The following is a 22,608-nucleotide window of genomic DNA, read 5'->3' on the forward strand; positions in this document are numbered from 1 at the left end:
CCCGATACAGGAGGGACTCCACACCATGCTCTGCCTCGTCACCGGCGCGACCGGCTATATCGGAGGGCGCCTGGCGCCCCGGCTGCTGGACGCCGGCCACGATGTCCGCTGTCTCTCCCGCAGCGCCGGCCGGCTGCGTGACGTGCCCTGGTCCGGCCGGGTGGAGGTGGTCGAGGGCGATCTGTTCGACCCGGACGCCCTGCGCCGGGCGATGGCCGGGGTCGACGTCGCCTACTTCCTGATCCACTCGCTGGGCCGGCCCGACTTCGAGGCCCGGGACCGGGAGGCGGCGACCGTCTTCGCGGCGGCGGCCCGGGACGCCGGCGTGGGCCGGATCGTCTACCTGGGCGGTCCGGAACCGGACCCGGACGACAAGCCGTCGGCGCACCTGCGTTCCCGGGCCGAGGTGGGCCGGATCCTGCTGGACAGCGGGGTGCCGACGGCGGTGCTGCGGGCCCCGGTGATCATCGGATCCGGCTCGGCGTCCTTCGAGATGCTGCGCTACCTGACCGAGCGCCTGCCGGCCATGGTCACGCCCCGCTGGGTGAGCAACCGGATCCAGCCGATCGCGGTCCGGGACGTGCTGCGCTACCTGATCGGCGCGGCGACGCTGCGGCCCGAGGTGAGCCGCGGTTTCGACATCGGCGGTGCGGACGTGCTCACCTACGCCGAGATGATGCAGCGGTACGCCCGGGTGGCCGGGCTCCCCCGCCGGATCATCGTGCCGGTCCGCCTGCTCAGCCCGTGGCTGTCGGCGCACTGGGTCGGCCTGATCACGCCGGTGCCCAACAGCATCGCCCGCCCCCTGGTCGGCAGCCTGATCCACGAGGCGGTGGCGCACGAGAACGACCTGGCCGAACTGCTCGGCGGCCCGGCGCCGCTGGGCTTCGACGAGTCGGTGCGCCTGGCCCTCGGCAAGATCCGCGACGCCGACGTGGAGACCCGCTGGACCAGTGCCGCGGGCCGGGACGCCGCCGCCGAGCCGCTGCCCAGCGACCCGGACTGGTCCGGCGGCAGCATCTACGTGGACGAGCGGTCCCGCCCGGTGAGCGCCCCACCGGAGCGGCTGTGGCGGGTCATCGAGGGGGTCGGCGGGGAGAACGGCTGGTACTCGTTCCCGCTGGCCTGGTCGGTGCGCGGCTGGCTGGACCGGCTGGCCGGCGGGGTCGGGCTGCGCCGCGGCCGACGGGACCGGGACCGGCTGCGGGTCGGCGAGGCCCTGGACTGGTGGCGGGTCGAGGAGATCGAGCCCGGCGAGCTGCTGCGGCTGCGCGCCGAGATGCGGGTGCCCGGGCGGGCCTGGCTGGAGATGCGGGCCGAGGCCACCCCGGAGGGCGGCAGCGTCTACCGGCAGCGGGCGATCTTCCTGCCCCGCGGGCTGGCCGGGCACCTCTACTGGGCGTCGGTGCTGCCCTTCCACGGCATCGTCTTCAACGGGATGGCCCGCAACATCACCCGGACCGCGGAGACCTCGGACGGCGAGCGACCGGTGCCGGCCGGGGCGTCAGGCGGCGGCGCGTGACAGCCGGTCCCGGACGGCCAGCCAGTCCTCGGTGCCCGGCGGTTCCTGGATGACGATGGTGGCGTACCCGGCGTCGTCCAGGCGGTGCAGGGCGGCGTACAGGTCGGCGGCGTACTCCCGGGGGTCGGCGGAGAGGACCTCGGTGCCGTCGCTGCCCTCGTACGTCAGGGTGCCGACCGGCCCGGCCAGGCCCTCGACGTCGCGGACGTCGGTGCGGAGCAGGGTCCGGGCGCGGGGGGCGTAGTGCCGCCGGCTCATCCCCGGCGAGTCACGGGCCGCACCGTCCGCGGTCTCCGCCTCGGGCAGGGCGATCCGGCCGGTGACGTCCCGCAGCACCCGCAGGCCGAGCGCGCCCGGCCGCAGCAGCCGCGGCACGTCACCGGTCACGTCGAGGACCGTCGACTCGATGCCCCACGGGCACGCGCCGCCGTCCAGCACCAGCGGCACCTTCGGCAGGCTGCGCAGCACGTGCTCGGCGGTGGTCGGCGAGATGCCCTCGGACCGGTTCGCGCTGGGCGCGGCGAGCGGCAGGCCGGCGGCCCGCAACAGGTCGAGGGCGACCGGGTGGGCCGGCACCCGGACCGCCACGGTGTCGTTGGCGGCCCCGATCCCGGGCAGGTGCGGGGCCCGGCGCACGACCAGGGTGAGCGGGCCGGGCCAGAAGACCTCGGCGAGATCGACGGCGAGGTCCGGCCACTCGTGCGCCAGATCCCGCGCCGCCTCCGCATCGGCCACGTGCACGATCAGCGGGTTCCAGGTGGGCCGGTTCTTCAGCCGGTAGATCGCGCCGACCGCCTCCTCGGAGAAGGCGTCGGCGCCCAGCCCGTAGACGGTCTCGGTGGGGAAGGCCACCACCGAGCCGGCCCGCAGGATCTCCGCCGCCCGGCGCAGGCCCTCCGGATCCGGCAGCGCGATCTTCCCGGCGCTCACGGAAGCAGCGACGCGGCGAGCGGCATCGTGGTGTCCTCGATCTCGTCGGCCACCCGCTGGAACGTCTGGTCGCCCCGGCCCCACGGATCGTCCAGGTCGTCGCCGGGCTGCGGGGCGTCCGAGCCTCGCAGCGCGGCCACCGCCTCGACGATCGCGGCGCCCCGGGCGCGCAGGGCCTCCGGTTTCGGCTCGGCCGGCGGCAGCGCGGACTGGTCCACCCCGCCGAGCAGCCGGCCGAACTCGCCGAGCACGAAGGTGCGGGCGGCGGCGTCCGGGCGGAGCGCGACCACGTAGTCGTACTGATCGGCGGTGGCGGTGAGGATCAGATCGGCCTCGTCGATGAAGTCACCACGCAGCTTGCGGGCGAGGAACCCCTCGTCGGTGCCCCGGCGGGCGCGGACCAGCCGGGCGGCCGGCGGGTTCATCTCCTCGCCCTCGTGCCAGCCGCCGGTGCCGGCGCTGACACTGCGCAGCAGGCCGTCGTCGGCGCCACCGGCCCGGTCCCGGACGGCGCGCGCCAGCAGGCGCTCGGCCATCGGGGATCGGCAGATGTTGCCCATGCAGACGTGCAGAACGGTGAACGGTGCCAAATCAGTCCTGCCCATCGATGATGTCCGGAACCACGTCGCGAAGCTTCTCGAGGGGGATCGCACCGGCCCGCAGCACCCGCGGCACGTCACCGGTGACGTCCACGATCGTGCTCGGAGCCGGGTCCAGGGCCGGGCCGGCCTCCAGGTAGACGCGCACCGCGTACTCCAGCTGGTCGCGGGCCTCGTCGGCGGTCAGCGGGGCGGGTGAGCCGAGTTTGTTGGCGGTGGTGACGGCCATCGGGCCGACCTCGCGCAGCACCTCCAGGGCGACCGGGTGCAGCGGCATCCGGACCGCGACCGCTCCCCCGGTGTCGCCGAGATCCCAGGTCAGGCTGGGCGAGTGCTCGACGATGATGGTCAGCGCGCCGGGCCAGAACGCGTCGGCCAGCTCCCGGGCGGCCCGCGGCAGCGAGTAGGTCAGCCCGTCCAGCGTGTGCCGGGAGCCGACCAGCACCGGCGGCGGCACCCGGCGGTCCGAGCCGCGGGCGTGGTGCAGCTGGGTGACGGCGTGCGAGGTGAACGCGTCGGCGCCCACGCCGTAGACCGTGTCGGTGGGGAAGACCACGAGCTCGCCGCTCTTGGCCGCCTCGACAGCGGCGGCGACGCCACGGTCCCGGTCCGTGACGGTGGCGCAGTCGTAGAGCATCACGTGATGCAGTGTGCCATGCGACTCAACGGTGTCTCACCGGCGGCGGGCTGTCGCGAATCGCGGACGGCCGGTGAGATCGTCGTGCGCGGTCACCTCGTCGAACCGGCCGTCCGCCCGCAGCAGGCCGGGAACGGCCGTACCATGCACGTCATCGTGTTCGATTCCTAACGATCCGCCCGGTTTGAGCAGGTGGGCGGCCAGCTCGATGACCGGCCGGATCACCACCAGGCCGTCGCCGCCGCCGAAGACCGCCTCGGCCGGATCGTGCCCGGACACCTCCGGCGGGACCTCGGTGCCGTCCGGCACGTACGGCGGATTGCACAGCAGCACGTCCACCGCGCCACGCAGATCGGGCAGCAGCCCCGGATCGGTCACGTCCCCGGCCACCACCTCGACCACCGGGTGCCCGGCGGTGTTGCGGCGCAGCCAGGTCAGCGCGGCCGGCGACCGCTCGACGGCGATCACCCGCCCGGCCCTCGTCTCGTCGGCGACCGACACCGCGATGGCGCCGCTGCCGCTGCAGAGGTCGACCACCACCGCGCCCGGCCCGGTCCGCTCGATCCCCCAGCCGGCGAGCAGCTCGGTCTCCGGGCGCGGGGTGAAGACCCCGTCGCCGACCGCGAGTTCCACATAGCGGAACGCGGCGGTGCCGAGCAGATGCTGCAACGGGATCCGGCGGACCCGCCGGGCGACCAGATCCCGGAACCGGGACAGCTCGGCGGACCGGATCGTGTCGATCAGCAGGAGCCGTCCGCGCGGCACACCCAGCACATGAGCGGCCAATAGTTCGGCGTCGACACGGGGCGACGCGACCCCGGCCGCGCCGAGATCGACGGTGGCCGCTGCCAACTCGGGCGCCAAGCGGGTCCGATCCGTGTCCTCGCGGGGGTGTTCGTGTCGCGGTGTCACGGCATAATCATGAGACCTCGCGTGCGTGGAGTCGTCGGCGGGCCACATTCCTCGGATGGGCCCGTTCCACGGATGCGCGAGAGCGATGCCCCGAGGTCTGGGAGGCGCCTGGTGAGTTGGTTGGACCAGCTCGCGGAACACGTCGATGAGCTGCGCCGTGCCGGCCACCTCCTGCAGCACGGGAAGTCGGCGGCGGCGCTGCCGATCCTCGACGACGTGCTGGACTCCGCAACCGACCCGGCGACCCGGGCGTACGTGCTGGTGCAGCGCTTCGGCGCGCTGATCAACCTGGGCCGGGTGGCCGAGCTGGCGGCCGCGATGGCCGCCGCCGCGGAGGCCGTCCGCGAGGTGCCCGATCCCTACCTGCGCGGCCAGATGCACGCCTTCGCCGCCCTCGGCGCGCACCTGCAGAGCAACCTGGACCGCGGGGTCACCCACCTGGTGCAGGCGTCCCGGGCGCTGGCCGCGGTGCCGGAGCGGGACACCGACACCGCCTGGGGCTGGCACGACCTGGCCATGGCCTACTCGTACCTCGGCTTCCACGGTCAGGCCCTGATCGCCATCGAGCAGGCCCGCGAGGTGGGCGCGGCGGCCGGCCTGCCCCCGGAGGTCTTCGCGGCGCCGGGCATCCGGTTGCGCAACGCGGTCGCGCTGGACCATCAGGGCGACACCGACGGCTGTCTGCGGGTGCTGCGCGACATCGACGCCGAGCTGTCCCGCTACGTCGCCACCGACCAGCTGCGGCCGGGCAGCCGCACGGTGTACGGCTACGCCCTGGCCCGCCGGGCCGCGCTGGGCGAGTCGACCGCCTCCGACGCGGCCCGCTGGCTGACCGGTGGCGGGGACAGCGCCCGCACCCGGGACCTGCGGCATCTCGGCTCGGTGTGCCTGGCCATCGCGGCCGGCCGCCCGCAGCAGGCGCTGGCCATGCTGGAGGCGGTGCCGGTGTCGGCGGAGACGCTCGGCGCTCCGGAGGCGGCCCGGCTGCGCAGCATCTGCCACTCCAGCGCGGGTGACCACGCGGCCGCGCACGCCGCCGACCGGTACGCCTTCCGGCTCGCCGCCCTGCGCATCGACCAGCTCCGGGACGGTTATCTGGACGGGGTGGCGGCCCGGCTGGACGCCCAGGAGACCCACCGGGATCCGGGCCGGTACGGTGACGAGACCCTGACCGACCCGCTGACCGGCCTGCCGAACCGGCGGCAGCTGGAGCGCTATGTGGATTCGCTGCTGTCCCGGGGTGAGCGGGCCGCGGTCGGCATCTGTGACGTGGTCGGCTTCACCACGATCAACATGCGGCACGGGCGGCATTCCGGTGACCTGGTGCTGCAGCGGATCGCCGGGGTGCTGCACCGGGTGATGCGCCGCGGTGACTTCGTGGCCCGGTTCGCCGGTGACGAGTTCGTGCTGGTGTTGCCGGGTGCCGGCCCGCACCAGGCGGCCGAGGTGTCCCGCCGGATCGGGGCGGCCGCACACGCCGAGAACTGGCAGGCCCTGGTGCCGGGCACCCCGATCGGGGTGGCGTCGGGCTGGTCCGAGGTGGGTTCGAACGGCCGGGGGCTGAGCGCGGCGCTGGCCGCCGCCGCGGCCAGCCGGAAACCCACCGTATGACGACGCCGGTGATCGAACTCGGCGACCTCAGCGACGGCCCGGCCAACGACCCGGAGCGTCCTGCCGAGTTCCGGCACGGCACGGTCCGGCGGCTGGTGCTGGCCGGTCTCGCGGTGCTGTGCGTGGTGGCGCTCGGCGCTTCGGCCCGGCCGGGCCGGCCACAGATCCGTGAGCTGTGGTCGATGCCGTTCGCCCAGTCCGACATGGCGTCCGTCGTCGGGGACCGGGTCCTCCTGCACCGGGTCTTCGATGAGCGGGCGGAGTTGTCCGTGCACGACGCGGCGACCGGGACGCTCCACTGGAACCGCCAGGTCGGCGAGGAGCTCGGCGGGCTGGAGACGAGCAAGGCGGCCGGGGTGACGCTGGTGCCCGGTGACCAGCGGACCGCACTGGTGGACTTCCCGGAGGGCGGCCAGGGTCTGACGCGTTTCGGCGGCACGATGACCGCCGTCGACACGGCCACCGGCGCGACGCTGTGGCAGCACCCCGGCGGGTTCTCGCTGGCCTCCGGGCCGGACACGGTTCTGCTGGCCGAGATCGGGGAGTCCAGCTCACCGGAACGGATCCGGATGGTCCGGGCCCGGGAGGGGACCGTGGTCTGGGAGCGGGCGGTGCCTTCCGGCGCCGGGACGAACACGCAGGTGCAGTTCGAGGGCACCCGGCCGGCCCGGGTCGTCGTCGCCACCGGGACCGGCGACATCACCCTGCTCGACTTCGACACCGGCACGCTGCTGCTGGAGCGGACCCTGCCCTGGGTCGAGGGGTCACCGGAGACCGGTGACGGCAGTTCGCTGTCCACCACCTCGGGCCTGCTGCTGGAGATCCGGAACAGCGGTGCAGCCGGGGGCACCGGGACGGCCACCGCCTACCGGATCGACACGCTGGAGCGGCTCTGGTCGCTCGACGCGGCGGGCTACGTCTGGGTGCAGGACTGCGGTCCGCTGGTCTGTCTCACCTCGGAGAGCGGCTACCAGACGGTGGACCCGTGGACCGGCAAGCCGCGGTGGGGCAGCGACGGCCAGCCCGCCCACGGGATGCTGCCGGGCGACGACGTGCTGCTGGACAGCTCCCGGTTGCGGGACAGCAGCACGGTGCTACGGGAGGCGGCCACCGGGCAGGTCCGGGGCGCCCCGGCCCGGGGCTGGCTGGTGTCCTGGGATTTCAGCGAGGGGTTCGCGCTGCTGCGGCTGCCGATGCCGGTGGAGTTCACCCGCTCGGTGTTGACCTGGCTCGATCTGCGGACCGGCCGGTCGATCCTGCTCGGCACGATCGGGCAGGGCGGCGACCTCCGGTGTTCCGGAGCCGGCCGGATCCTGGCGTGCCAGGGAACCGACCGGCTGGTGGTCTACCGGATCGCCTGAGAGCCTGATCAGGCCCTGATCAGCGCCGGGTCATCTCGGTGTCGCCGGAGAGCCGGGCCTCCCGGTCCGCCGCGGCCAGCGCGTCCAGCACCCCGTCCAGCTCACCGCCGAGGACCAGATCCAGGTTGTACGCGGTGTAGCCGATCCGGTGGTCGGTGATCCGGTTCTGCGGGAAGTTGTAGGTGCGTACCCGCTCCGACCGGTCCACCGTCCGGACCTGGGCCTTGCGGGCGTCCCCGGCCGCGGCGTCGGCCGCCTCCTGGGCCTGGGCCAGCAGCCGGGAGCGCAGGATCCGCATCGCCGCCTCCTTGTTCTGGAGCTGGCTCTTCTCGTTCTGGCAGCTCGCCACGGTGCCGGTGGGCAGGTGGGTGATCCGGACCGCGGAGTCGGTGGTGTTGACCGACTGGCCACCCGGGCCGGACGAGCGGTAGACGTCGATCCGCAGGTCACCGGCCTGGATGTCGATGTCGACGTCCTCCGCCTCGGGCAGCACCAGCACGCCGGCCGCCGAGGTGTGGATGCGGCCCTGGGATTCGGTGACCGGCACCCGCTGCACCCGGTGCACGCCACCCTCCCACTTCATCCGGGACCAGACGCCGTGGCCGCCCTCGGGCACGCCCTTGGTCTTGACGGCGACCGAGATGTCCTTGACCCCGCCGAGGTCCGACTCCTGCGAGTCGATCACCTCGACCACCCAGCCGCGCTTCTCGGCGTACCGGGTGTACATGCGCAGCAGGTCGCCGGCGAACAGCGCGGACTCCTGGCCACCCTCGCCCGCCTTGATCTCGATGATCACGTCCTTGGCGTCGCTGGGGTCGCGCGGCATCAGCATCTCGCCGAGCCGTTCCTCCAGCGCGGGCAGTGTCGCGGCGACCGCGTCGACCTCGGAGGCGAAGCTGGAGTCCTCGGCGGCCAGTTCCTTGGCGGCGGCCAGGTCGGCGCGGGCCGCCTCCAGCTCCTGGTTGGCCGCGTAGATCGGCGCCAGCTCGGCGAACCGCCGGCCGACCCGCCGGACCAGCGCCTGGTCGGAGTGGATGGACGGGTCCTCCATCCGCCTCTCCAGGTCCACGTACTCGGCGAGAAGCGTGTTCAAACGGTCGTTGCTCATCGAACTCTCCCAAGAAGTGACCGGCGGACCGACATGCGAACGGCGCCCGCCCCGAGAACCGGGACGGGCGCCGTTGAAGCAGTTACTTCTTCTTCGCGGCGGTGACCTTCGCGTACTTCGCCTGGAACTTCGCAACCCGGCCCGCGGTGTCGAGGACGCGCTGCTTGCCGGTGTAGAACGGGTGGCAGGCGCTGCAGGTCTCGACGCGGATCTCGCCGCCCTTGGCGGTGCTGCGGGTGGTGAAGGTGCTGCCGCAGGAGCAGACGACCTCGGTGGTCGCGTACTCGGGGTGGATGCCGCTCTTCATGTCTTCTCGGTCCCTCTCGATACAACGGGCCGCCGGGTCGCCCTCCTGCTGGAAAGGCGTGAACCGGAACCCCTACTGGCCGATGTACCAGTCTGCCATGCCCCCCACTACAGCTGGAAATCAGGAGGCGCAACTGGGTTCGCCCTGGTTAACGTGAGCGTCCCTCCCGGCATTCCCACTCCTGAAAGGCACCGTGATGACGCTGCTCCACGACGTCCTCGATCCGGCCCGGCTGGCCGAAGCGATCGACAGCGGACTCGTCCGGACGCAGTGCCACCCCACACTGCCGTTCGTGATCTACAACTACACCGAGGCCTGCCAGTTCAGCGGCGCGTGGACGCCGGTCACGCTGGCCTGCCGCGGTCTGGTGGTGGACGGGCGGGGGCGGATCGCCGCGCGGCCGTTCCCGAAGTTCTTCAACCACGACCAGAGTCAGGCGCCCCGGCTCGACCCGGACGCCACGGTGACGGTGACCGACAAGGCCGACGGCAGCCTGGGTGTGCTCTACCACGACGGCACCGGCTGGGCGGTGGCCACCCGGGGCTCCTTCGCGTCCGACCAGGCACGGCACGCCACCGCGGTGCTCCGCGAGCGGTACCCGTCGTTCGTGCCGCCGCCGGGGTTGACCGTGCTCGTCGAGATCGTCTACCCGGACAACCGGATCGTCATCGACTACCGGGGCATGGACGATCTGATCCTGCTCGGCGCGGTGGAGATCGCGACCGGCCGCAGTCACGGGCCGTCCGCGGTGCCGGACTGGCCGGGGCCGGTGGTGCAGACCTTCGGTTACGCGACGCTGGCCGAGGCGCTCGCCGCGCCACCGCGGGACGGGCGTGAGGGCCTGGTGGTGCACTTCACCGAGGCCGACCAGAGGGTCAAGATCAAATACGCCGATTATGTACGGCTGCACCGCCTGGTCACGGGTCTCACCCCGCGTACCGTCTGGGAGATCCTGGCCGTCGGCGGCGATCTGGGGGCGCTCGTCGAGCCGCTCCCGGACGAGTTCCACACCTGGGTCACCGGTGTCGCCACCGGGCTGACCGGCGAGGTGGAGGAGCTGGCGGCAGCCGTCGAGTCCACCTTCGAGAAGATCGTCGCGGCACTGCCCGAGGGCTGGGGCCGCAAGGAGTTCGCGGCCGAGGCGCTGCGTACCGCGTACCGGGCCGAGTTGTTCCTGCGTCTCGACGGCAGGGACTACCGTCCCGGCCTGTGGCAGCGCGTGCGGCCGGCCGTCAAGGAAGCAGAGACGAAGTGACACGGCTACTGATCACCCGGGGCCTGCCGGCGTCCGGCAAGACCACGTTCGCGCGCAAGCTCCAGCCGGACGTGGTCCGGGTCAACCGCGACGACCTGCGGCGCATGCTGCACGGCCGCCGGCTCTTCACCCAGCACGCCGAGGCGCAGGTCACCCAGGCCCAGCGGGCGGCGGTCGAGGCGCTGCTGCGGTCCCGGGGCAGTGTCATCGTCGACGACACCAACCTGCGCGCCAAGACGGTGCGGGAGTGGGCCGAGATGGCGGCGCGGCACCACGCGTCGTTCGAGGTGCACGACTTCACCGACGTCCCGGTGGACGAGTGTGTGCGGCGCGACGCCGGCCGGCCCGAGGAGGATCAGGTCGGCGAGGGCGCGATCCGCCGCATGCACGACCGCTATCTGGCCGGCCGGAACCTGCCGCTGCCGGTGCCGTTCGTCGACCCGGGCGGTCCGGGTGTGGTCTACCGGCCCGACCCGGAGCTGCCGGCCGCGGTGCTCGTCGACATCGACGGGACGGTGGCGCTGATGGGCCATCGCAGCCCGTACGCCTGGAATCGGGTGGGTGAGGACGAGCCGAACCCGGCGGTGATCACCGCGGTGCGGGCGATGCACGCCGCCGGGCACGCGATCGTCTTCTGCTCCGGCCGGGACGCGGTGTGCCGGGCGGAGACCGAGGCGTGGCTGGAGCTGTTCGTCGGTGTGCCGTACGAAGGTCTGTTCATGCGCCCGGAGGGTGACAGCCGCAAGGACTCGATCGTCAAGCGGGAGATCTTCGACCAGGAGGTCAGAGATCGTTGGCGGATCGTCGGGGTGTTCGACGACCGTCAGCAGGTGGTACGCATGTGGCGGCAGCTCGGCCTGACGGTCTTTCAGGTGGCGGAGGGAGATTTCTAGGGTGAAGTACCCGCGGACGTTCCATCTGCCCGACTCACCGGGAGCATCCGCCGACGACCGGATTCAGCACGATCTGTCCTGGCTGGATGGCGAGCTCGTGGTGACCGAGAAGATGGACGGCGGCAACCTCACCTTCACCCGTGACGGCATGTACGCCCGCTCCCTCGACTCCGGCACCCAGCCCTGGGACCGTCCGGCGAAAGCGCTGTGGGCGATGACGTCGTACCGGATACCCGACGACTGGCGGGTCTGCGGCGAGTCGATGTGGGCTCGCCGCAGTGTGCCGTACACCGATCTGCCCGGGGTGTTCCTGGTCTTCGGCATCTGGGACGAGACCGACACGCTGCTCGGCTGGGACGACACCGTCGACTGGGCCCGCCGCCTGGAGTTGCCGATGGTTCCGGTGCTCTACCGGGGCGGCAGCCTGTCCGAGGCGCGGGCCGCCTGGTCCGCCCAGCGCGACGCGGAGCGGTCCGAGGGCTTCGTGGTCCGGGTGGCCGGCCGGATCCCGCAGGCCGAGTTCCCGCACAAGCTGCTGAAGTGGGTGCGGGCCGGTCATGTCCGGACCACCGCGGCGTGGCGGCACCGGGACGACTTCGCGGTCAACGAGTTCGCCTAGGGCAGCCCTTCGCCAGCTCCGCCGCCTCGTCGTCCAGATAGAACGCGGGCCGCTCGTCGAACTCGTCGTAGTAGCGGTGGAAGACCGGCGTGATGCCGCCGGAGATGGGCGGGACGATCCAGCTCCAGTCCGCGGGCACCCGCCGGCCGGCCTTCTCCTCGTTGGCCAGGTGGGTGACGAACCGCCGCGACTCGGTGTGGTGGTCGCTCATCTTCACCCCGGCCCGCTCGAAACTGTGCAGCACCGCCCGGTTCAGCTCGACCAGCGCCCGGTCCCGCCAGAGCGTCGACTCGCGGCTGGTGTCCAGCCCCATCCGGTCGGCGACCAGAGGCAGCAGGTCGTAGCGGTCGGCGTCGGCCAGGTTGCGGGAGCCGATCTCGGAACCCATGTACCAGCCGTTGAACGGGGCCAGCGGATAGTTCACCCCGCCGATGGTCAGGCGCATGTTGGCGATGGCCGGCACCGCGTGCCAGCGCAGCCCCAGCTCGGCGAACCAGCCGAACTCGGGATGACTCAACGGCACCTCCCGGATGACCCGCTCGGGGAGTTCGTAGACCCGGACCCCCTCGGCCGGTGTCTCGATCACCAGCGGCAGCACGTCGAACGCCTCGCCCTTGCCCTGCCACCCGAAACCCTGGACCGCCTCGGTGAATCCGATCTGCCGCGGGTCACCGACCGTCTGATCGTTCTCGGCCCGGTAGCCGGCGTATCTGATGAGCTGCTCGTTCCACACCCGGGCGTGCGGCCGGCCCGGCTGGGCCGCGGCGAAGACACTGATCACCGGGCGGATCTGCGCACTCCCGGCGGCCTGCAGGTGCTGGACGAGCAGCGAGTAGATCTCGTCGGCGGTCCGGGCCCGGCGCCGGTCCAGCACCATCAGGCTGCGCCAGTAGAGCCGCCCGATGCACCGGCTCGCGTTGCGCCAGGCCATCTTCGCGCCGTGCGTCAGCTCGTCGGTGGTGTGCACGTAGGTGCCGGTCGCGGCGATCTGCGCCCGGATGATGGCGAGCCGTGGCTCGACCGGACCGAGGCGCGGGTTCTCGGTGTAACACCGGCGCAGGAAGTCCTCGGCCTCGCCGGGATCCACCGGTGTGCCCGGGTCCCAGGGCTCGACCGGGCAGTCCCGGTAACCGGGCACGATCATCGGGCGCCTCCGGACTGTCGAGGGATGGGATACCGGAGGTTCGCACGACCCCTGATGGGCCGAATCAGACAAGTTGTGCGACAAAAACAACGCAGCCCACCCGATTGGGTGGGCTGCGTCACATTTGTGCGATTATTCGCCAGGCGTCGACTTGGCGATCTGCATCAGGAACTCGATGTTGGTCCGGGTCTGCTTGAGCCGGTCCATCAGGAGGTCCAGAGCCGCGCCGGTCTCCAGCGAGCTGAGCACCTTGCGGAGCTTGTGGACGATCGCCAGCTCCTCCTTGCCCAGGAGGATCTCCTCCTTGCGGGTGCTGGAGGCGGAGACGTCCACGGCTGGGAAGATCCGCTTGTCGGCGATCTTCCGGTCCAGCTTGAGCTCGGCGTTACCGGTGCCCTTGAACTCCTCGAAGATGACCGTGTCCATCATCGAGCCGGTCTCCACCAGCGCGGTCGCGAGAATGGTGAGCGAGCCACCGTTCTCGATGTTGCGCGCCGCACCGAGGAACCGCTTCGGCGGATAGAGCGCCGTCGAGTCGATACCACCCGACATGATCCGGCCGGAGGCCGGTGCCGCCAGGTTGTACGACCGGCCGAGCCGCGTCACCGAGTCGAGCAGCACGACCACGTCGTGGCCCAGCTCGACCAGGCGCTTGGCCCGCTCGATCGCCAGCTCGGCGACCGTGGTGTGGTCCTGCGGCGGACGGTCGAACGTGGCCGCGATGACCTCGCCCTTCACCGTGCGCTGCATGTCGGTGACCTCTTCGGGCCGCTCGTCCACGAGCACGACCATCAGGTGGCACTCGGGGTTGTTGCGGGTGATCGCGTTGGCCAGGGCCTGCAGCACCATCGTCTTACCGGCCTTCGGCGGCGAGACGATCAGCGCCCGCTGCCCCTTACCGATCGGCATCACCAGGTCGATGATGCGGGTGGTGAGGATGTGCGGCTCGGTCTCCAGCCGCAGGCGCTCCTGCGGGTAGAGCGGGGTGAGCTTGTAGAACTCGGGACGGCGGCGGGCCTCGTCCGGCTCCATGCCGTTGATGGTGTCCAGCCGGACCAGCGGGTTGTACTTGTCCCGCCGCTGCCCGTCGTTGCCACCCTCACGCGGGGCGGACCGGACGGCGCCGGTGACCGCGTCGCCGCGGCGCAGGCCGTACTTCTTGACCTGCGACATCGAGACGTAGACGTCGTTCGGGCCGGAGAGGTATCCGGTGGTGCGGACGAACGCGTAGTTGTCCAGCACGTCCAGGATGCCGGCCACCGGGACGAGCACCTCGTCCTCGGCCACGTGCGGCTCCCGGCCCTCACGCCGGTTGTCCTCACGCGGGCTGTCGTCCCGGTCCCGGCCGCGGCGACGGTCCCGGAAACGGCTGCGCCGGCTCCGGCGACCGCCCTCGGAGTCGTTGTCGTCGTCGTCGTGACCCTGGTCCGAACGCGGGCCGCGGTCGTTGCCACGGTCCCCACGGTCGTCACGCTGCTGCTCGTCACGGCGGCCGTCACGCTGCTGACCGTCGCGCTGGTTGCGCTGCCGGTCGCGGTTGCGCTCGCCCCGCTCGCCGCGCTCACGGTCGCCCCGCTCCGGGCGCTCGGCGGGCGCCTCGGTGGCCGGAGCGGTGGCGGCGGGCGCCTCGGCGACCACCGGGGCCGGCGCGGCCTCCACGGCCGCCGGCTGCTGCTCCCGCGGAGCGGACTCCCGGGTCTCACGCGGCTCGCGGGCCTCACGCGGCTCGCGGGACGCACGCTCACGGCGGCTCCGCGCGGGACGCTCGGCCGGAGCCGTCTCGGTGGGGGCGGCCGCGGTCTGCGCCACCTCGGCCGGGGCGGCCTGGACCGGGGCCGGAGCCGCGGCGACGGCCTCGGCGCTGTTGGAACGCGGGCGCGGGGCCGGCTCGGAGGCAGCGGCGGCGGGGGCGCCGCCACTCTGGCGCTCGGTGATCGCGGCGATCAGCTCACCCTTGCGCATCCGGGCGGTGCCGGAGATGCCGAGGGAAGCGGCGAGGCTCTGCAACTCGGGCAGCAGCATCGCGGACAGCCCGGTGCCGCCACGGCGGCGCTTCGTAGCGGTCGCGGTGGTGCCGGCGCCGTCAGCGACGTCAGAAACACCCGACGTCACGTCGGTGGTGTCGCTCAATGGATTCCTTCCGTCGGAAAAAGCCCGAGATCACCCGGAACTGCAGCGTGGGCCGGGTGCCCTCGGAACCCGCTTCGCAACAGCGGCGCGGGAGTTGGTGCAGCACGGCAGCTCGACCGGTATCCCTGCCCGTCAGGGCTTGACGGGTAGGTCTCGGCGAGTGCAGCGATATCGACTGCTGCTCGGCGGGTGCCTTGATGAGAGATGAGATAGGTCAGCTGACCCGGAAATCTCGGGGGTGCGCCGAACCGCAGAGATCGCTTGCTTCGCGGCTGTGCTAGGTCTTGAGCGTAGTCAACTCGTGCGACCTGCGGCAACAGGGCCCCGCTCGGCGTGTTCCACCATACCCCCTTTCACACGAGCACCGGCGTCATCCACGCCCAGCACTTCGCCGCGCCAGTGCGCGCCGGCCTGGAAACCGGCCGGGACCTCGGTCAACGCCAGCACGGTCGGACCCGCGCCGCTGACCATCGCGGCCACCCCGGCCGCCCGGAGCCCGGCCACCAGAGCGGCGGTGGCCGGCATCCCCGCGGCGCGGTACCCCTGATGCAGCCGATCCTCGGTGGCCGGCAGCAGCAGCGACGGGTCGGTGGTGAGCGCGTGGGTGAGCAACGCGGACCGGCCGGCGTTGAAGGCCGCGTCCCGGTGCGGGACCTCGGCCGGCAGGGCGGCGCGCGCGGTCGCCGTATACCCCACCTCGGCCGGGATGAAAACCGTCGGCCGTACGCCCGGGTCCGTCGCGAGCCGGACCGCCCGCGCCCCGCCCTCCTCGGTCCAGGCGATGGTGAAGCCGCCGAGCAGGCACGGGGCCACGTTGTCGGGGTGGCCCTCGATCCGGGCCGCGATCCGCAGAGCGGCCTCGTCGTCGATCAGCTCAAGACCGTTCCTGATCAGGCCGCGGGCGAGCTGCACACCGCCGACGATGGCCGCCGACGAGCTGCCCATCCCGCGCGCCTGCGGGATCCGGTTGACACACTCCAGCGCGATCCCCGGCGGGCGCTGCCCGGCCTCGTCGAAGGTTTCCAGCATCGAGCGGATCACCAGATGGTCGGCGCCGGCCGGCAGGTCGCCCGCGCCCTCGCCGCTCACCGCCACGGTGAAGCCGTCCTCGGTGACCCGGGCGGTCAGGTCGTCGTACAGCGTCAGGGCCAGGCCCAGGGCGTCGAAGCCGGGGCCCAGGTTGGCGCTGGTCGCCGGCGTGCTGACGGAGACCGGTTCGGTGACGAAGGACAAACCCATCGTCACATGCTAGGGCTTGATCATTTCAGCGGGCGCTCCCCGGTACCGGCAGTCCCGAATGCCGGCTCGGTGGAGTGCGGCAACCGCCGGGTGGCGATCCGCCACAGCACCGCGTAGGTCAGCGTGATGGACGCGCACCCCGCGATGATCCACCGCTGGTCGACGCTGGCGATCACCGCGCCCGCGCCGAGCTGGCTGACCGCGATGGCCAGAGTGGCGAGCATCATGTCGGTGGCGAACACCCGCCCGCGCAGCGCGTCCGGCACCTCACCCTGCAACGCGAAATTCGACAGCACCCAGTTGCTGCCGCCGGCGAAGTGCGCGACGAAGACCAGGGCCGCCACCAGCCAGAACCACGGGGCGAAGGCCACCCCCAGGTAGCCGATGCCGTACAGGCCCATCGACAGGGCCAGGCCGGGCAGCAGCCAGGCCGGCCGGTTCAGCACCGGGCGCATCACCAGCGGGCCGATCAGGGCACCCGCCCCGCGCAGCGCGAAGAGCAGCCCCAGAGCCAGCGGGCCGGCCCCGTGCGCGGCCGCGATCAGCGGGAAGACGGTCAGCACCCCGTTGCCCAGGCCGACCGCGGACTTCACCGTGACCAGGGCCCGCAGCCGCGGGCGGCGGCCGATGTAGCGCAGCGACTCGACCAGCGCGGCGAGCGCCCGGGGCGGCTCGTCCCCGCCCGCCCGCGGCGCCTGCATCGGGCGCCGGATCAGGGCGGTCAGGACGCTTCCGGCGAGCAGCAGGACGGCGGTCACCGCGAAACAGACGTACGGGCTGAACAGCTGGCTGACCACGCCGCCCAGGGACGCGCCGACCACGGTCATGGTGCCCCAGGCGGAGCCCGCGATGGTGTTGGCCGCGGCCAGGTCGCCCGGGTCCACCACGTTCGGCAGGGCGGCGGAGGCGGCCGGCGAGTAGAACGCCTTCGACACCGCCATCGCACCGATCGCCACCAGGGCCAGCGGGGCGGTCGCCGCCGACCGGACCGCGAACAGCAGCAGCACCGACAGGAAGGCCGCCATGTTCGCCACGATCAGGATCTTCCGGCGGTCGAACCGGTCGGCCACCGTGCCGGTGAACGGCAGCAGCAGCGCCAGGATGCCGGTGTCCACGGCCAGCACCAGCGCGCCCATCGTGCCGGTCCCGGTCAGCTCCGGCAGGAACGCCAGCAGCGGGACCATGACGAACCAGTCGGCTCCGAAAACCACCAGCTCAGCGCTGAAGAGCCGGCGGAAGTCACGGTTGCGGGTAAGGACCGAGAACGAGTTGGGCACATACCGACCCTATCGAGCGATGCCCGGCCCCACACGGGGCCGGGCATCGTCGTGAACACTCGCCTACTCGGCCGGGTTCACCGGCTTGCGCGGCATCTTGAGCACCTCGAACTGATCGGTGAAGCCGCGCAGCGCCGACTTCACGCCGCCCTCCTCGCGGGCCTCGGACCGGGCCTCGTGACTCCCGCCCCGGCCGGCCGCGACCAGCTCCTCACCCGACTCGTCGGCGGCGTGCCGCGGCGAGCCCTTGCCGAGCCGCTTGGCCCGCCGCTTCTCCCGCCGCCGCTCCTTGCTCTCCTCCACCAGGGTGTAGAGCGTCGGGACCAGGACCAGGGTCAGCAGCGTGGAGCTGAGCAGACCACCGATCACCACGATGGCCAGCGGCTGGGAGATGAACCCACCCTCGCCGGTGAGGCCGAGCGCCATCGGGATGAGCGCGAAGATGGTCGCGATCGCGGTCATCAGGATCGGCCGCAGCCGGTGCCGGCCACCCTCGATCACCGCCTCCCGCACGCCCAGGCCCTCGGCCCGGTAGTGGTTGATCAGGTCCAGCAACACGATCGCGTTGGTGACCACGATGCCGACCAGCATCAGCACACCGATCAGCGCGGGCACGCCCAGCGCGGTGCCGGTGACCTTCAGCAGCACGATCGCGCCGGTCGCCGCGAACGGGATCGACACCAGCAGGATCACCGGCTGGATCAGGCTGCGGAAGGTGGCGACCATGATGACGAAGACGATCGCGATGGCGGCCAGCACGGCCAGGCCCAGCTGGGCGAAGGCCTCCTGCTGGTCGGCGTTGACGCCGGCGATGGTGTAGTCCGCGCCGGCCGGCAGCTCCAGGTCGCCCAGCACCGCGGTCAGGTCGGTGTTGACCTGGCTGAGGTTGGTGCCGGGGACGAGCGCGCCGGTGACCGTGGCGGTGCGGTCGCCGTCCACCCGGGTCACCGTCTCCGGGCCGTCCACCTGCTTGATGTCGGCCACCTGGTCCAGCGGGACGATGCCCTTGGCGGTGGTCAGCGGCAGGGCCTTGAGCGCGGCCTGGTCGGTGGGGGCGGCGCCGAACGAGATCACCACGTCCTGGGTGGCGCCGTCGACGCTGATCTGACCGGCCGGGGCGCTGCGGAACATGCCCGCCACGGACTGGCCGATCTGCGCCTCGGTGAGCCCGGCGGCCGCGGCGGCCTTGCGGTCCACCACCACGTCGAGCCTCGGGACGCTGGCTTTCATGCTGGTGTCCACGTCGGTGACGCCGCTGACCCCGGCCATCGCGGCCCGGACCTGCTCGGTGGCGGTGGCGAGCACCCCGGTCTCGGCCGCGGACACCCGCACGGACAGTCCGCTGCTGCCCAGACCCGAGCTGTCCTGACCGATCTTGATCACTCCGGCGTCGGTCAGCTGGTCGAACTGCTCACGCAGCTTGTCGGAGATCTCCTCGACGTCGGTGTCCTCGGCGAGCGCCACACTGTACGACGCGGTGGCGGCCCCGCCACCACCGGCGAACGGGTTGGCCGAGCTGCCGCCGACGGTCACCTGGTAGGTGCTGATCTCAGCGCGGGCCTTGAGCACCCCCTCGACCTTCTTGGCGGCCTCGTCGGTGGCGGCCAGGCTGGTCCCGGCCGGCATCTCCTGGCTGATCGTGATGCTGTCCTGCCCGGACTGGTCCAGGAAGTTGGTCTCCAGACCGCGGCCGAGGAAGACCGTGCCGCCCAGCACCACCAGACCGATCGCGATGGTGGTCCAGCGCCGGACCGTGGCGAACCGGATCACCGGCAGGTAGGCGCGCTGCAGCGGGCTGCGCAGCTCCTTCTCCTCGGCGGCCTTGCGGATCGCCTCGGTGTCGGCGCCCTCGGCCGGCGGCTTGAGGAACCAGTAGGCCAGCACCGGCACGATGGTCAGGGCGACCACCAGCGAGGCCAGCAGCGCCACCGTCACGGTGATCGCGAAGGACGAGAAGATCTGCCCGACCAGACCGCCGACCAGAGCGATCGGGGCGAAGACGGCGACCGTGGTGAGCGTGGAGGCGACCACCGCGCCGGTGACCTCACGGACCGCTCCGAGGATCGCCTGGGTCTTCTCCTCGCCGTACTCCAGGTGCCGCTTGATGTTCTCCAGAACGACGATCGAGTCGTCGACCACCCGGCCCACCGCGATGGTCAGCGCGCCCAGGGTGAGCAGGTTCAGCGTGTAGTCGCCGATCCACAGGGCGATCAGCGCGACCAGCACCGACAGCGGGATGGAGACCGCGGTGACCAGGGTGGAGCGGACGCTGAGCAGGAAGACCAGGATGACCACGACCGCCATCACCAGGCCGAGCAGGCCCTCGGTGGTCAGGCTCTCGATGGACTTCTCCACGAACGGCGCCTGGTCGGTGATCACCGTCAGGGTGGCGCCGGAGTCCTTCTGCAGCTGGTCGAGCATGTCCCGCACCTCGTGCGAGATCGAGACCGGGTTGCCGTCCGGGCGGGCGGTGACCGCGATGCCGAGGCTGTCCACGCCGTCGGTGCGGGTGAACGACTCGGCGGCCGGCAGCTTGCTCTCCACCGCCGCCACGTCACCGAGCTGGACGGTGCTCCGCGAGCCGGTCAGGTAGACGTCCTTGAGCTGGTCCACCGAGGTGATCGGGGTGCCCACCTGCACGGTCAGGGACTTGTCGCCCTCGATCACCGCGCCGGCCGGGATGGACAGGCCGTTGGCCTGCAGCACCTGGGTGAGCGACGCCGGGCTGACGCCGGCCGCGCCCATCTTGGCCAGATCCGGAGTGATCACGACCTGCTCGGCGCGGGCGCCGGTGATCTGGGTGTCGCGGACCCCCTCGATGCCGTTGAGCTCCGGCACCACCGTCTCGTTGAGCCGGTTGAGCAGGTCGGCCTCGTCGGTGCCGCCGGAGGCGGCCAGCACGATCGCCGGGATGTCGTCGGTGCTGCCCGCGAAGATCGTCGGGTCGACGCTCTCCGGCAGCTGCGACTGGATCCGGTTGACCGAGGTGGTGACCTGGTTGACCGCGGACTCGATGTCCGTGCCGAACTCGAAGAGCACCACGACGCTGGAGACGTTCTCCCGGGAGGTCGACGTCACGCTGTCGATGCCGTCGATGCCCTTGACCGCGTCCTCGATCGGCTTGGTCACCTGGGACTCGACGGCTTCCGGCGAGGCTCCGGGCAGCACCGCGCTGACGAACGCGGCGGGCAGCTCGATCGAGGGAAAGAGCTGCTGCTTGAGTGACGGGATCGCATAGATTCCGAAGCCGCTGATCACCAGGGCGATCAGGGCGACGAGACCTCGGTTGGCAAGGCTAAGCCGTGTCAGAGCTGACATGGGCGCTCCCCCGAGAATGGTTCGGTCGATACTGATAGTTTGCATGACACGAACAAACGGTTTTCGCCAGGGCTCCCTGGTACCGTCCGACACAGGTTGGAAACACGAGCAAGGAGCGGGCGCTGAGCCAGAAAGAGAAGCTCATCGCGGACATCATGGGTTCGTCGATCCAGCTGGAGCATCTGTTCGCCGGCGACCGGTCGGATCCGCTCTTCTCGTCGCACCTGACGATGTCGCAGCTCAAGATCATGCTGTTGCTGTCCCGGCACGGCACGCTGGCCGGCGGTGAGCTGGCCCGGATGATCGGGGTCGGCGCCGCGGCGCTCAGCGGCATGGTCGACCGCCTGGTGGTGCAGGACCTGGTCACGCGCGCGGAGGATCGGAACGATCGGCGAGTACGCCGGATCGGACTCACCAAGGCGGGCACTGAAATCATCGAGGGCATCATCACGGCAGGGGTGGCGAAGCAGCGCGAAATCCTCAGCCGGCTCTCAGCCGAGGAACTCGCCATCGTGGCCCAGGCGATGGAACTCCTGGTCCGCGAAGCGGGGTGCCAGGCAGCCGACGAGGCCGCGACCAGTCTGTCAGACCGGGCCGCGGCCCCTGGCGAAACCGCGGAAACCTAGGGTTCTCTCCGCGCCGACATGATCAGGCCAGGTCGAGGGCCCTCGCCGCGATCAGGGCGTCGTTGGCGATGACGGTCGGCGACGGGGCGGTGGAGATGGCCCACTCCGGGTCCTTCAGACCGTGCCCGGTCACCGTGCAGACCACCCGCGAGCCGGCCGGGATCAGCCCCGCCGCGGACTGCTGGAGCAGACCCGCCACGCTGGCCGCGCTGCCCAGCTCCACGAAGACGCCCACCTCACGGGCGAGCAGGCGGTACGCGTTGAGGATGTCCCGGTCGGTGACCGCCGAGATCAGACCGCCCGAGGCGTCCCGGGCGTCGAGCGCCTTGGTCCAGCTGGCCGGGTTGCCGATCCGGATCGCGGTGGCGATCGTCGACGGGTTCTCCACCACCTGACCGTTCACGATCGGGGCGGCGCCGGAGGCCTGGAAGCCGAACATCTTCGGCAGACGGGTGGTGTTCCCGGCCGCCCGGTCCTCCTGGTAGCCCATCCAGTAGGCGGAGATGTTGCCGGCGTTGCCGACCGGCAGGCAGTGGATGTCCGGGGCGTCACCGAGCGCCTCGACGATCTCGAAGGCGGCCGTCTTCTGCCCGTGCAGGCGGAAGATGTTCACCGAGTTGACCAGCGCGACCGGGTAGTCCTGGGACAGCTTGGAGGCGAGCGCCAGGCAGTCGTCGAAGTTGCCGTCCACCTGGAGCAGCCGGGCGCCGTGCACCAGTGCCTGGGCCAGCTTGCCGAGCGCGATCTTGCCCTGCGGGACGAGCACCGCGCAGGTGATGCCGGCCCGGGCCGCGTACGCCGCCGCGGAGGCGCTGGTGTTGCCGGTGGAGGCGCAGATGATGGCCTTGGCGCCGTCCTCGACGGCCTTGGAGACGGCCATCGTCATGCCCCGGTCCTTGAACGAACCGGTCGGGTTGGCGCCCTCCACCTTCAGGTAGACGTCGGCGCCGGTCCGCTGGGACAGCACCGGGGCCGGCACCAGCGGGGTGTTCCCCTCGTGCAACGAGACCACCGGAGTGGCGTCGGTGACCGGCAGCCGGTCCCGGTACGCCTCGATCAAGCCCCGCCACATGGCCGTCTCCTCACTGCAAAGTTCAATCTTCGGGATTCGCGGGCCATT

19 protein-coding genes are annotated in these 22,608 nt (G+C 71.8%); 7 read left to right on the plus strand and 12 right to left on the minus strand.

The genetic code is table 11. The features are described 5' to 3' along the window. Positions 1-25 precede the first annotated feature (25 nt). Positions 26-1,522, plus strand: coding sequence for an SDR family oxidoreductase (locus ACQ0O7_RS33715; RefSeq protein ID WP_430788261.1), 1,497 nt, complete (start codon positions 26-28; stop codon positions 1,520-1,522). Here the strand turns inward: ACQ0O7_RS33715 and ACQ0O7_RS33720 are convergent. From ACQ0O7_RS33720 to prmC, 4 genes are read right to left on the minus strand one after another with little or no spacing between them, the layout of a single operon-like run. Continuing rightward, a complete protein-coding gene (locus ACQ0O7_RS33720) occupies positions 1,505-2,452 on the minus strand; it encodes an L-threonylcarbamoyladenylate synthase (RefSeq protein ID WP_430788263.1) in 948 nt (315 codons plus the stop codon). The genes ACQ0O7_RS33715 and ACQ0O7_RS33720 overlap by 18 nt on opposite strands. Then, positions 2,449-3,042, minus strand: coding sequence for a phosphotyrosine protein phosphatase (locus ACQ0O7_RS33725; RefSeq protein ID WP_430788394.1), 594 nt, complete (start codon positions 3,040-3,042; stop codon positions 2,449-2,451). Before ACQ0O7_RS33725 ends, ACQ0O7_RS33720 begins: the two co-directional genes overlap by 4 nt. Before the next feature lies 1 nt (position 3,043). Then, on the minus strand, positions 3,044-3,688 hold the full coding sequence (locus ACQ0O7_RS33730; protein WP_430788396.1) for an L-threonylcarbamoyladenylate synthase: 645 nt from the start codon (positions 3,686-3,688) through the stop codon (positions 3,044-3,046). 36 nt (positions 3,689-3,724) lie between these two features. After that, positions 3,725-4,600, minus strand: coding sequence for a peptide chain release factor N(5)-glutamine methyltransferase (gene prmC / locus ACQ0O7_RS33735; protein WP_430788265.1), 876 nt, complete (start codon positions 4,598-4,600; stop codon positions 3,725-3,727). Between the two features lie 111 nt (positions 4,601-4,711). Here prmC and ACQ0O7_RS33740 point away from each other — a divergent pair, with 111 nt between their 5' ends. Both ACQ0O7_RS33740 and ACQ0O7_RS33745 read left to right on the plus strand, forming a co-directional pair. Further along, positions 4,712-6,211: a diguanylate cyclase domain-containing protein gene (locus tag ACQ0O7_RS33740; RefSeq protein WP_430788267.1), complete on the plus strand. Its 1,500-nt coding sequence runs from the start codon at positions 4,712-4,714 to the stop codon at positions 6,209-6,211. Then, positions 6,208-7,572: a PQQ-binding-like beta-propeller repeat protein gene (locus ACQ0O7_RS33745; RefSeq protein ID WP_430788269.1), complete on the plus strand. Its 1,365-nt coding sequence runs from the start codon at positions 6,208-6,210 to the stop codon at positions 7,570-7,572. The genes ACQ0O7_RS33740 and ACQ0O7_RS33745 overlap by 4 nt, the downstream gene beginning before the upstream one ends. A gap of 19 nt (positions 7,573-7,591) precedes the next feature. Here ACQ0O7_RS33745 and prfA read toward each other — a convergent pair whose 3' ends face one another. Both prfA and rpmE read right to left on the minus strand, forming a co-directional pair. After that, on the minus strand, positions 7,592-8,680 hold the full coding sequence (prfA, locus tag ACQ0O7_RS33750; protein WP_430788271.1) for a peptide chain release factor 1: 1,089 nt from the start codon (positions 8,678-8,680) through the stop codon (positions 7,592-7,594). Positions 8,681-8,762: 82 nt separating this feature from the next. Next, the gene (gene rpmE, locus ACQ0O7_RS33755) at positions 8,763-8,987 is read right to left on the minus strand and encodes a 50S ribosomal protein L31 (RefSeq protein ID WP_430788273.1); all 225 of its coding nucleotides are present in this window, start codon (positions 8,985-8,987) and stop codon (positions 8,763-8,765) included. A 196-nt stretch (positions 8,988-9,183) separates the two neighbouring features. Here rpmE and ACQ0O7_RS33760 point away from each other — a divergent pair, with 196 nt between their 5' ends. Genes ACQ0O7_RS33760 through ACQ0O7_RS33770 form a run of 3 tightly spaced genes read left to right on the plus strand, consistent with a single transcriptional unit; the run spans position 9,184 to position 11,754 of the window. After that, complete coding sequence (locus ACQ0O7_RS33760; RefSeq protein WP_430788275.1) at positions 9,184-10,242, plus strand: RNA ligase; 1,059 nt, start codon at positions 9,184-9,186, stop codon at positions 10,240-10,242. Next, complete coding sequence (locus tag ACQ0O7_RS33765; protein WP_430788277.1) at positions 10,239-11,135, plus strand: AAA family ATPase; 897 nt, start codon at positions 10,239-10,241, stop codon at positions 11,133-11,135. Before ACQ0O7_RS33760 ends, ACQ0O7_RS33765 begins: the two co-directional genes overlap by 4 nt. Before the next feature lies 1 nt (position 11,136). Further along, positions 11,137-11,754 carry an RNA ligase family protein gene (locus ACQ0O7_RS33770; RefSeq protein WP_430788279.1) on the plus strand — a complete coding sequence of 206 codons (618 nt, stop codon included), beginning with the start codon at positions 11,137-11,139 and terminating at the stop codon, positions 11,752-11,754. Here the strand turns inward: ACQ0O7_RS33770 and ACQ0O7_RS33775 are convergent. The 5 genes from ACQ0O7_RS33775 to ACQ0O7_RS33795 all read right to left on the minus strand — a co-directional run bounded on the left by ACQ0O7_RS33775 (position 11,738) and on the right by ACQ0O7_RS33795 (position 20,862). After that, entirely contained in the window at positions 11,738-12,898 is a 1,161-nt protein-coding gene (locus ACQ0O7_RS33775) for a nitric oxide synthase oxygenase (protein WP_430788281.1), read from the minus strand. The two genes, ACQ0O7_RS33770 and ACQ0O7_RS33775, sit on opposite strands and share 17 nt — an antisense overlap. A 132-nt stretch (positions 12,899-13,030) precedes the next feature. After that, the gene (gene rho, locus ACQ0O7_RS33780) at positions 13,031-15,028 is read right to left on the minus strand and encodes a transcription termination factor Rho (RefSeq protein ID WP_430788283.1); all 1,998 of its coding nucleotides are present in this window, start codon (positions 15,026-15,028) and stop codon (positions 13,031-13,033) included. A 294-nt stretch (positions 15,029-15,322) separates the two neighbouring features. Next, complete coding sequence (gene thrB / locus ACQ0O7_RS33785) at positions 15,323-16,267, minus strand: homoserine kinase (RefSeq protein ID WP_430788285.1); 945 nt, start codon at positions 16,265-16,267, stop codon at positions 15,323-15,325. Positions 16,268-16,287: 20 nt separating this feature from the next. Then, the gene (locus ACQ0O7_RS33790) at positions 16,288-17,544 is read right to left on the minus strand and encodes an MFS transporter (protein WP_430788287.1); all 1,257 of its coding nucleotides are present in this window, start codon (positions 17,542-17,544) and stop codon (positions 16,288-16,290) included. A 63-nt stretch (positions 17,545-17,607) separates the two neighbouring features. Further along, a complete protein-coding gene (locus ACQ0O7_RS33795; RefSeq protein ID WP_430788289.1) occupies positions 17,608-20,862 on the minus strand; it encodes an efflux RND transporter permease subunit in 3,255 nt (1,084 codons plus the stop codon). 230 nt (positions 20,863-21,092) lie between these two features. On the opposite strand from ACQ0O7_RS33795, the gene ACQ0O7_RS33800 reads away from it, so the two are divergent. Then, a complete protein-coding gene (locus ACQ0O7_RS33800) occupies positions 21,093-21,488 on the plus strand; it encodes a MarR family transcriptional regulator (protein WP_430788291.1) in 396 nt (131 codons plus the stop codon). 22 nt (positions 21,489-21,510) lie between these two features. On the opposite strand, the gene thrC is transcribed toward ACQ0O7_RS33800, so the two are convergent. Further along, positions 21,511-22,560 (minus strand): threonine synthase, encoded by a 1,050-nt coding sequence (thrC, locus tag ACQ0O7_RS33805; RefSeq protein ID WP_430788293.1) that lies wholly within the window; start codon positions 22,558-22,560, stop codon positions 21,511-21,513. Positions 22,561-22,608: the final 48 nt, after the last annotated feature.

The organism is Actinoplanes sp. G11-F43 (genome assembly GCF_050589265.1).
Taxonomy (GTDB): Bacteria; Actinomycetota; Actinomycetes; order Mycobacteriales; family Micromonosporaceae; genus Actinoplanes.

Coding starts and splice junctions, on each gene's coding strand:
- ACQ0O7_RS33715 (WP_430788261.1), top strand. CDS start 26: ATGCTCTGCCTCGTCACCGGCGCGACCGGCTATATCGGAGGGCGCCTG.
- ACQ0O7_RS33730 (WP_430788396.1), bottom strand. CDS start 3,688: ATGCTCTACGACTGCGCCACCGTCACGGACCGGGACCGTGGCGTCGCC.
- ACQ0O7_RS33745 (WP_430788269.1), top strand. CDS start 6,208: ATGACGACGCCGGTGATCGAACTCGGCGACCTCAGCGACGGCCCGGCC.
- prfA (WP_430788271.1), bottom strand. CDS start 8,680: ATGAGCAACGACCGTTTGAACACGCTTCTCGCCGAGTACGTGGACCTG.
- rpmE (WP_430788273.1), bottom strand. CDS start 8,987: ATGAAGAGCGGCATCCACCCCGAGTACGCGACCACCGAGGTCGTCTGC.
- ACQ0O7_RS33760 (WP_430788275.1), top strand. CDS start 9,184: ATGACGCTGCTCCACGACGTCCTCGATCCGGCCCGGCTGGCCGAAGCG.
- ACQ0O7_RS33775 (WP_430788281.1), bottom strand. CDS start 12,898: ATGATCGTGCCCGGTTACCGGGACTGCCCGGTCGAGCCCTGGGACCCG.
- thrB (WP_430788285.1), bottom strand. CDS start 16,267: ATGGGTTTGTCCTTCGTCACCGAACCGGTCTCCGTCAGCACGCCGGCG.
- ACQ0O7_RS33795 (WP_430788289.1), bottom strand. CDS start 20,862: ATGTCAGCTCTGACACGGCTTAGCCTTGCCAACCGAGGTCTCGTCGCC.
- ACQ0O7_RS33800 (WP_430788291.1), top strand. CDS start 21,093: ATGTCGCAGCTCAAGATCATGCTGTTGCTGTCCCGGCACGGCACGCTG.
- thrC (WP_430788293.1), bottom strand. CDS start 22,560: ATGTGGCGGGGCTTGATCGAGGCGTACCGGGACCGGCTGCCGGTCACC.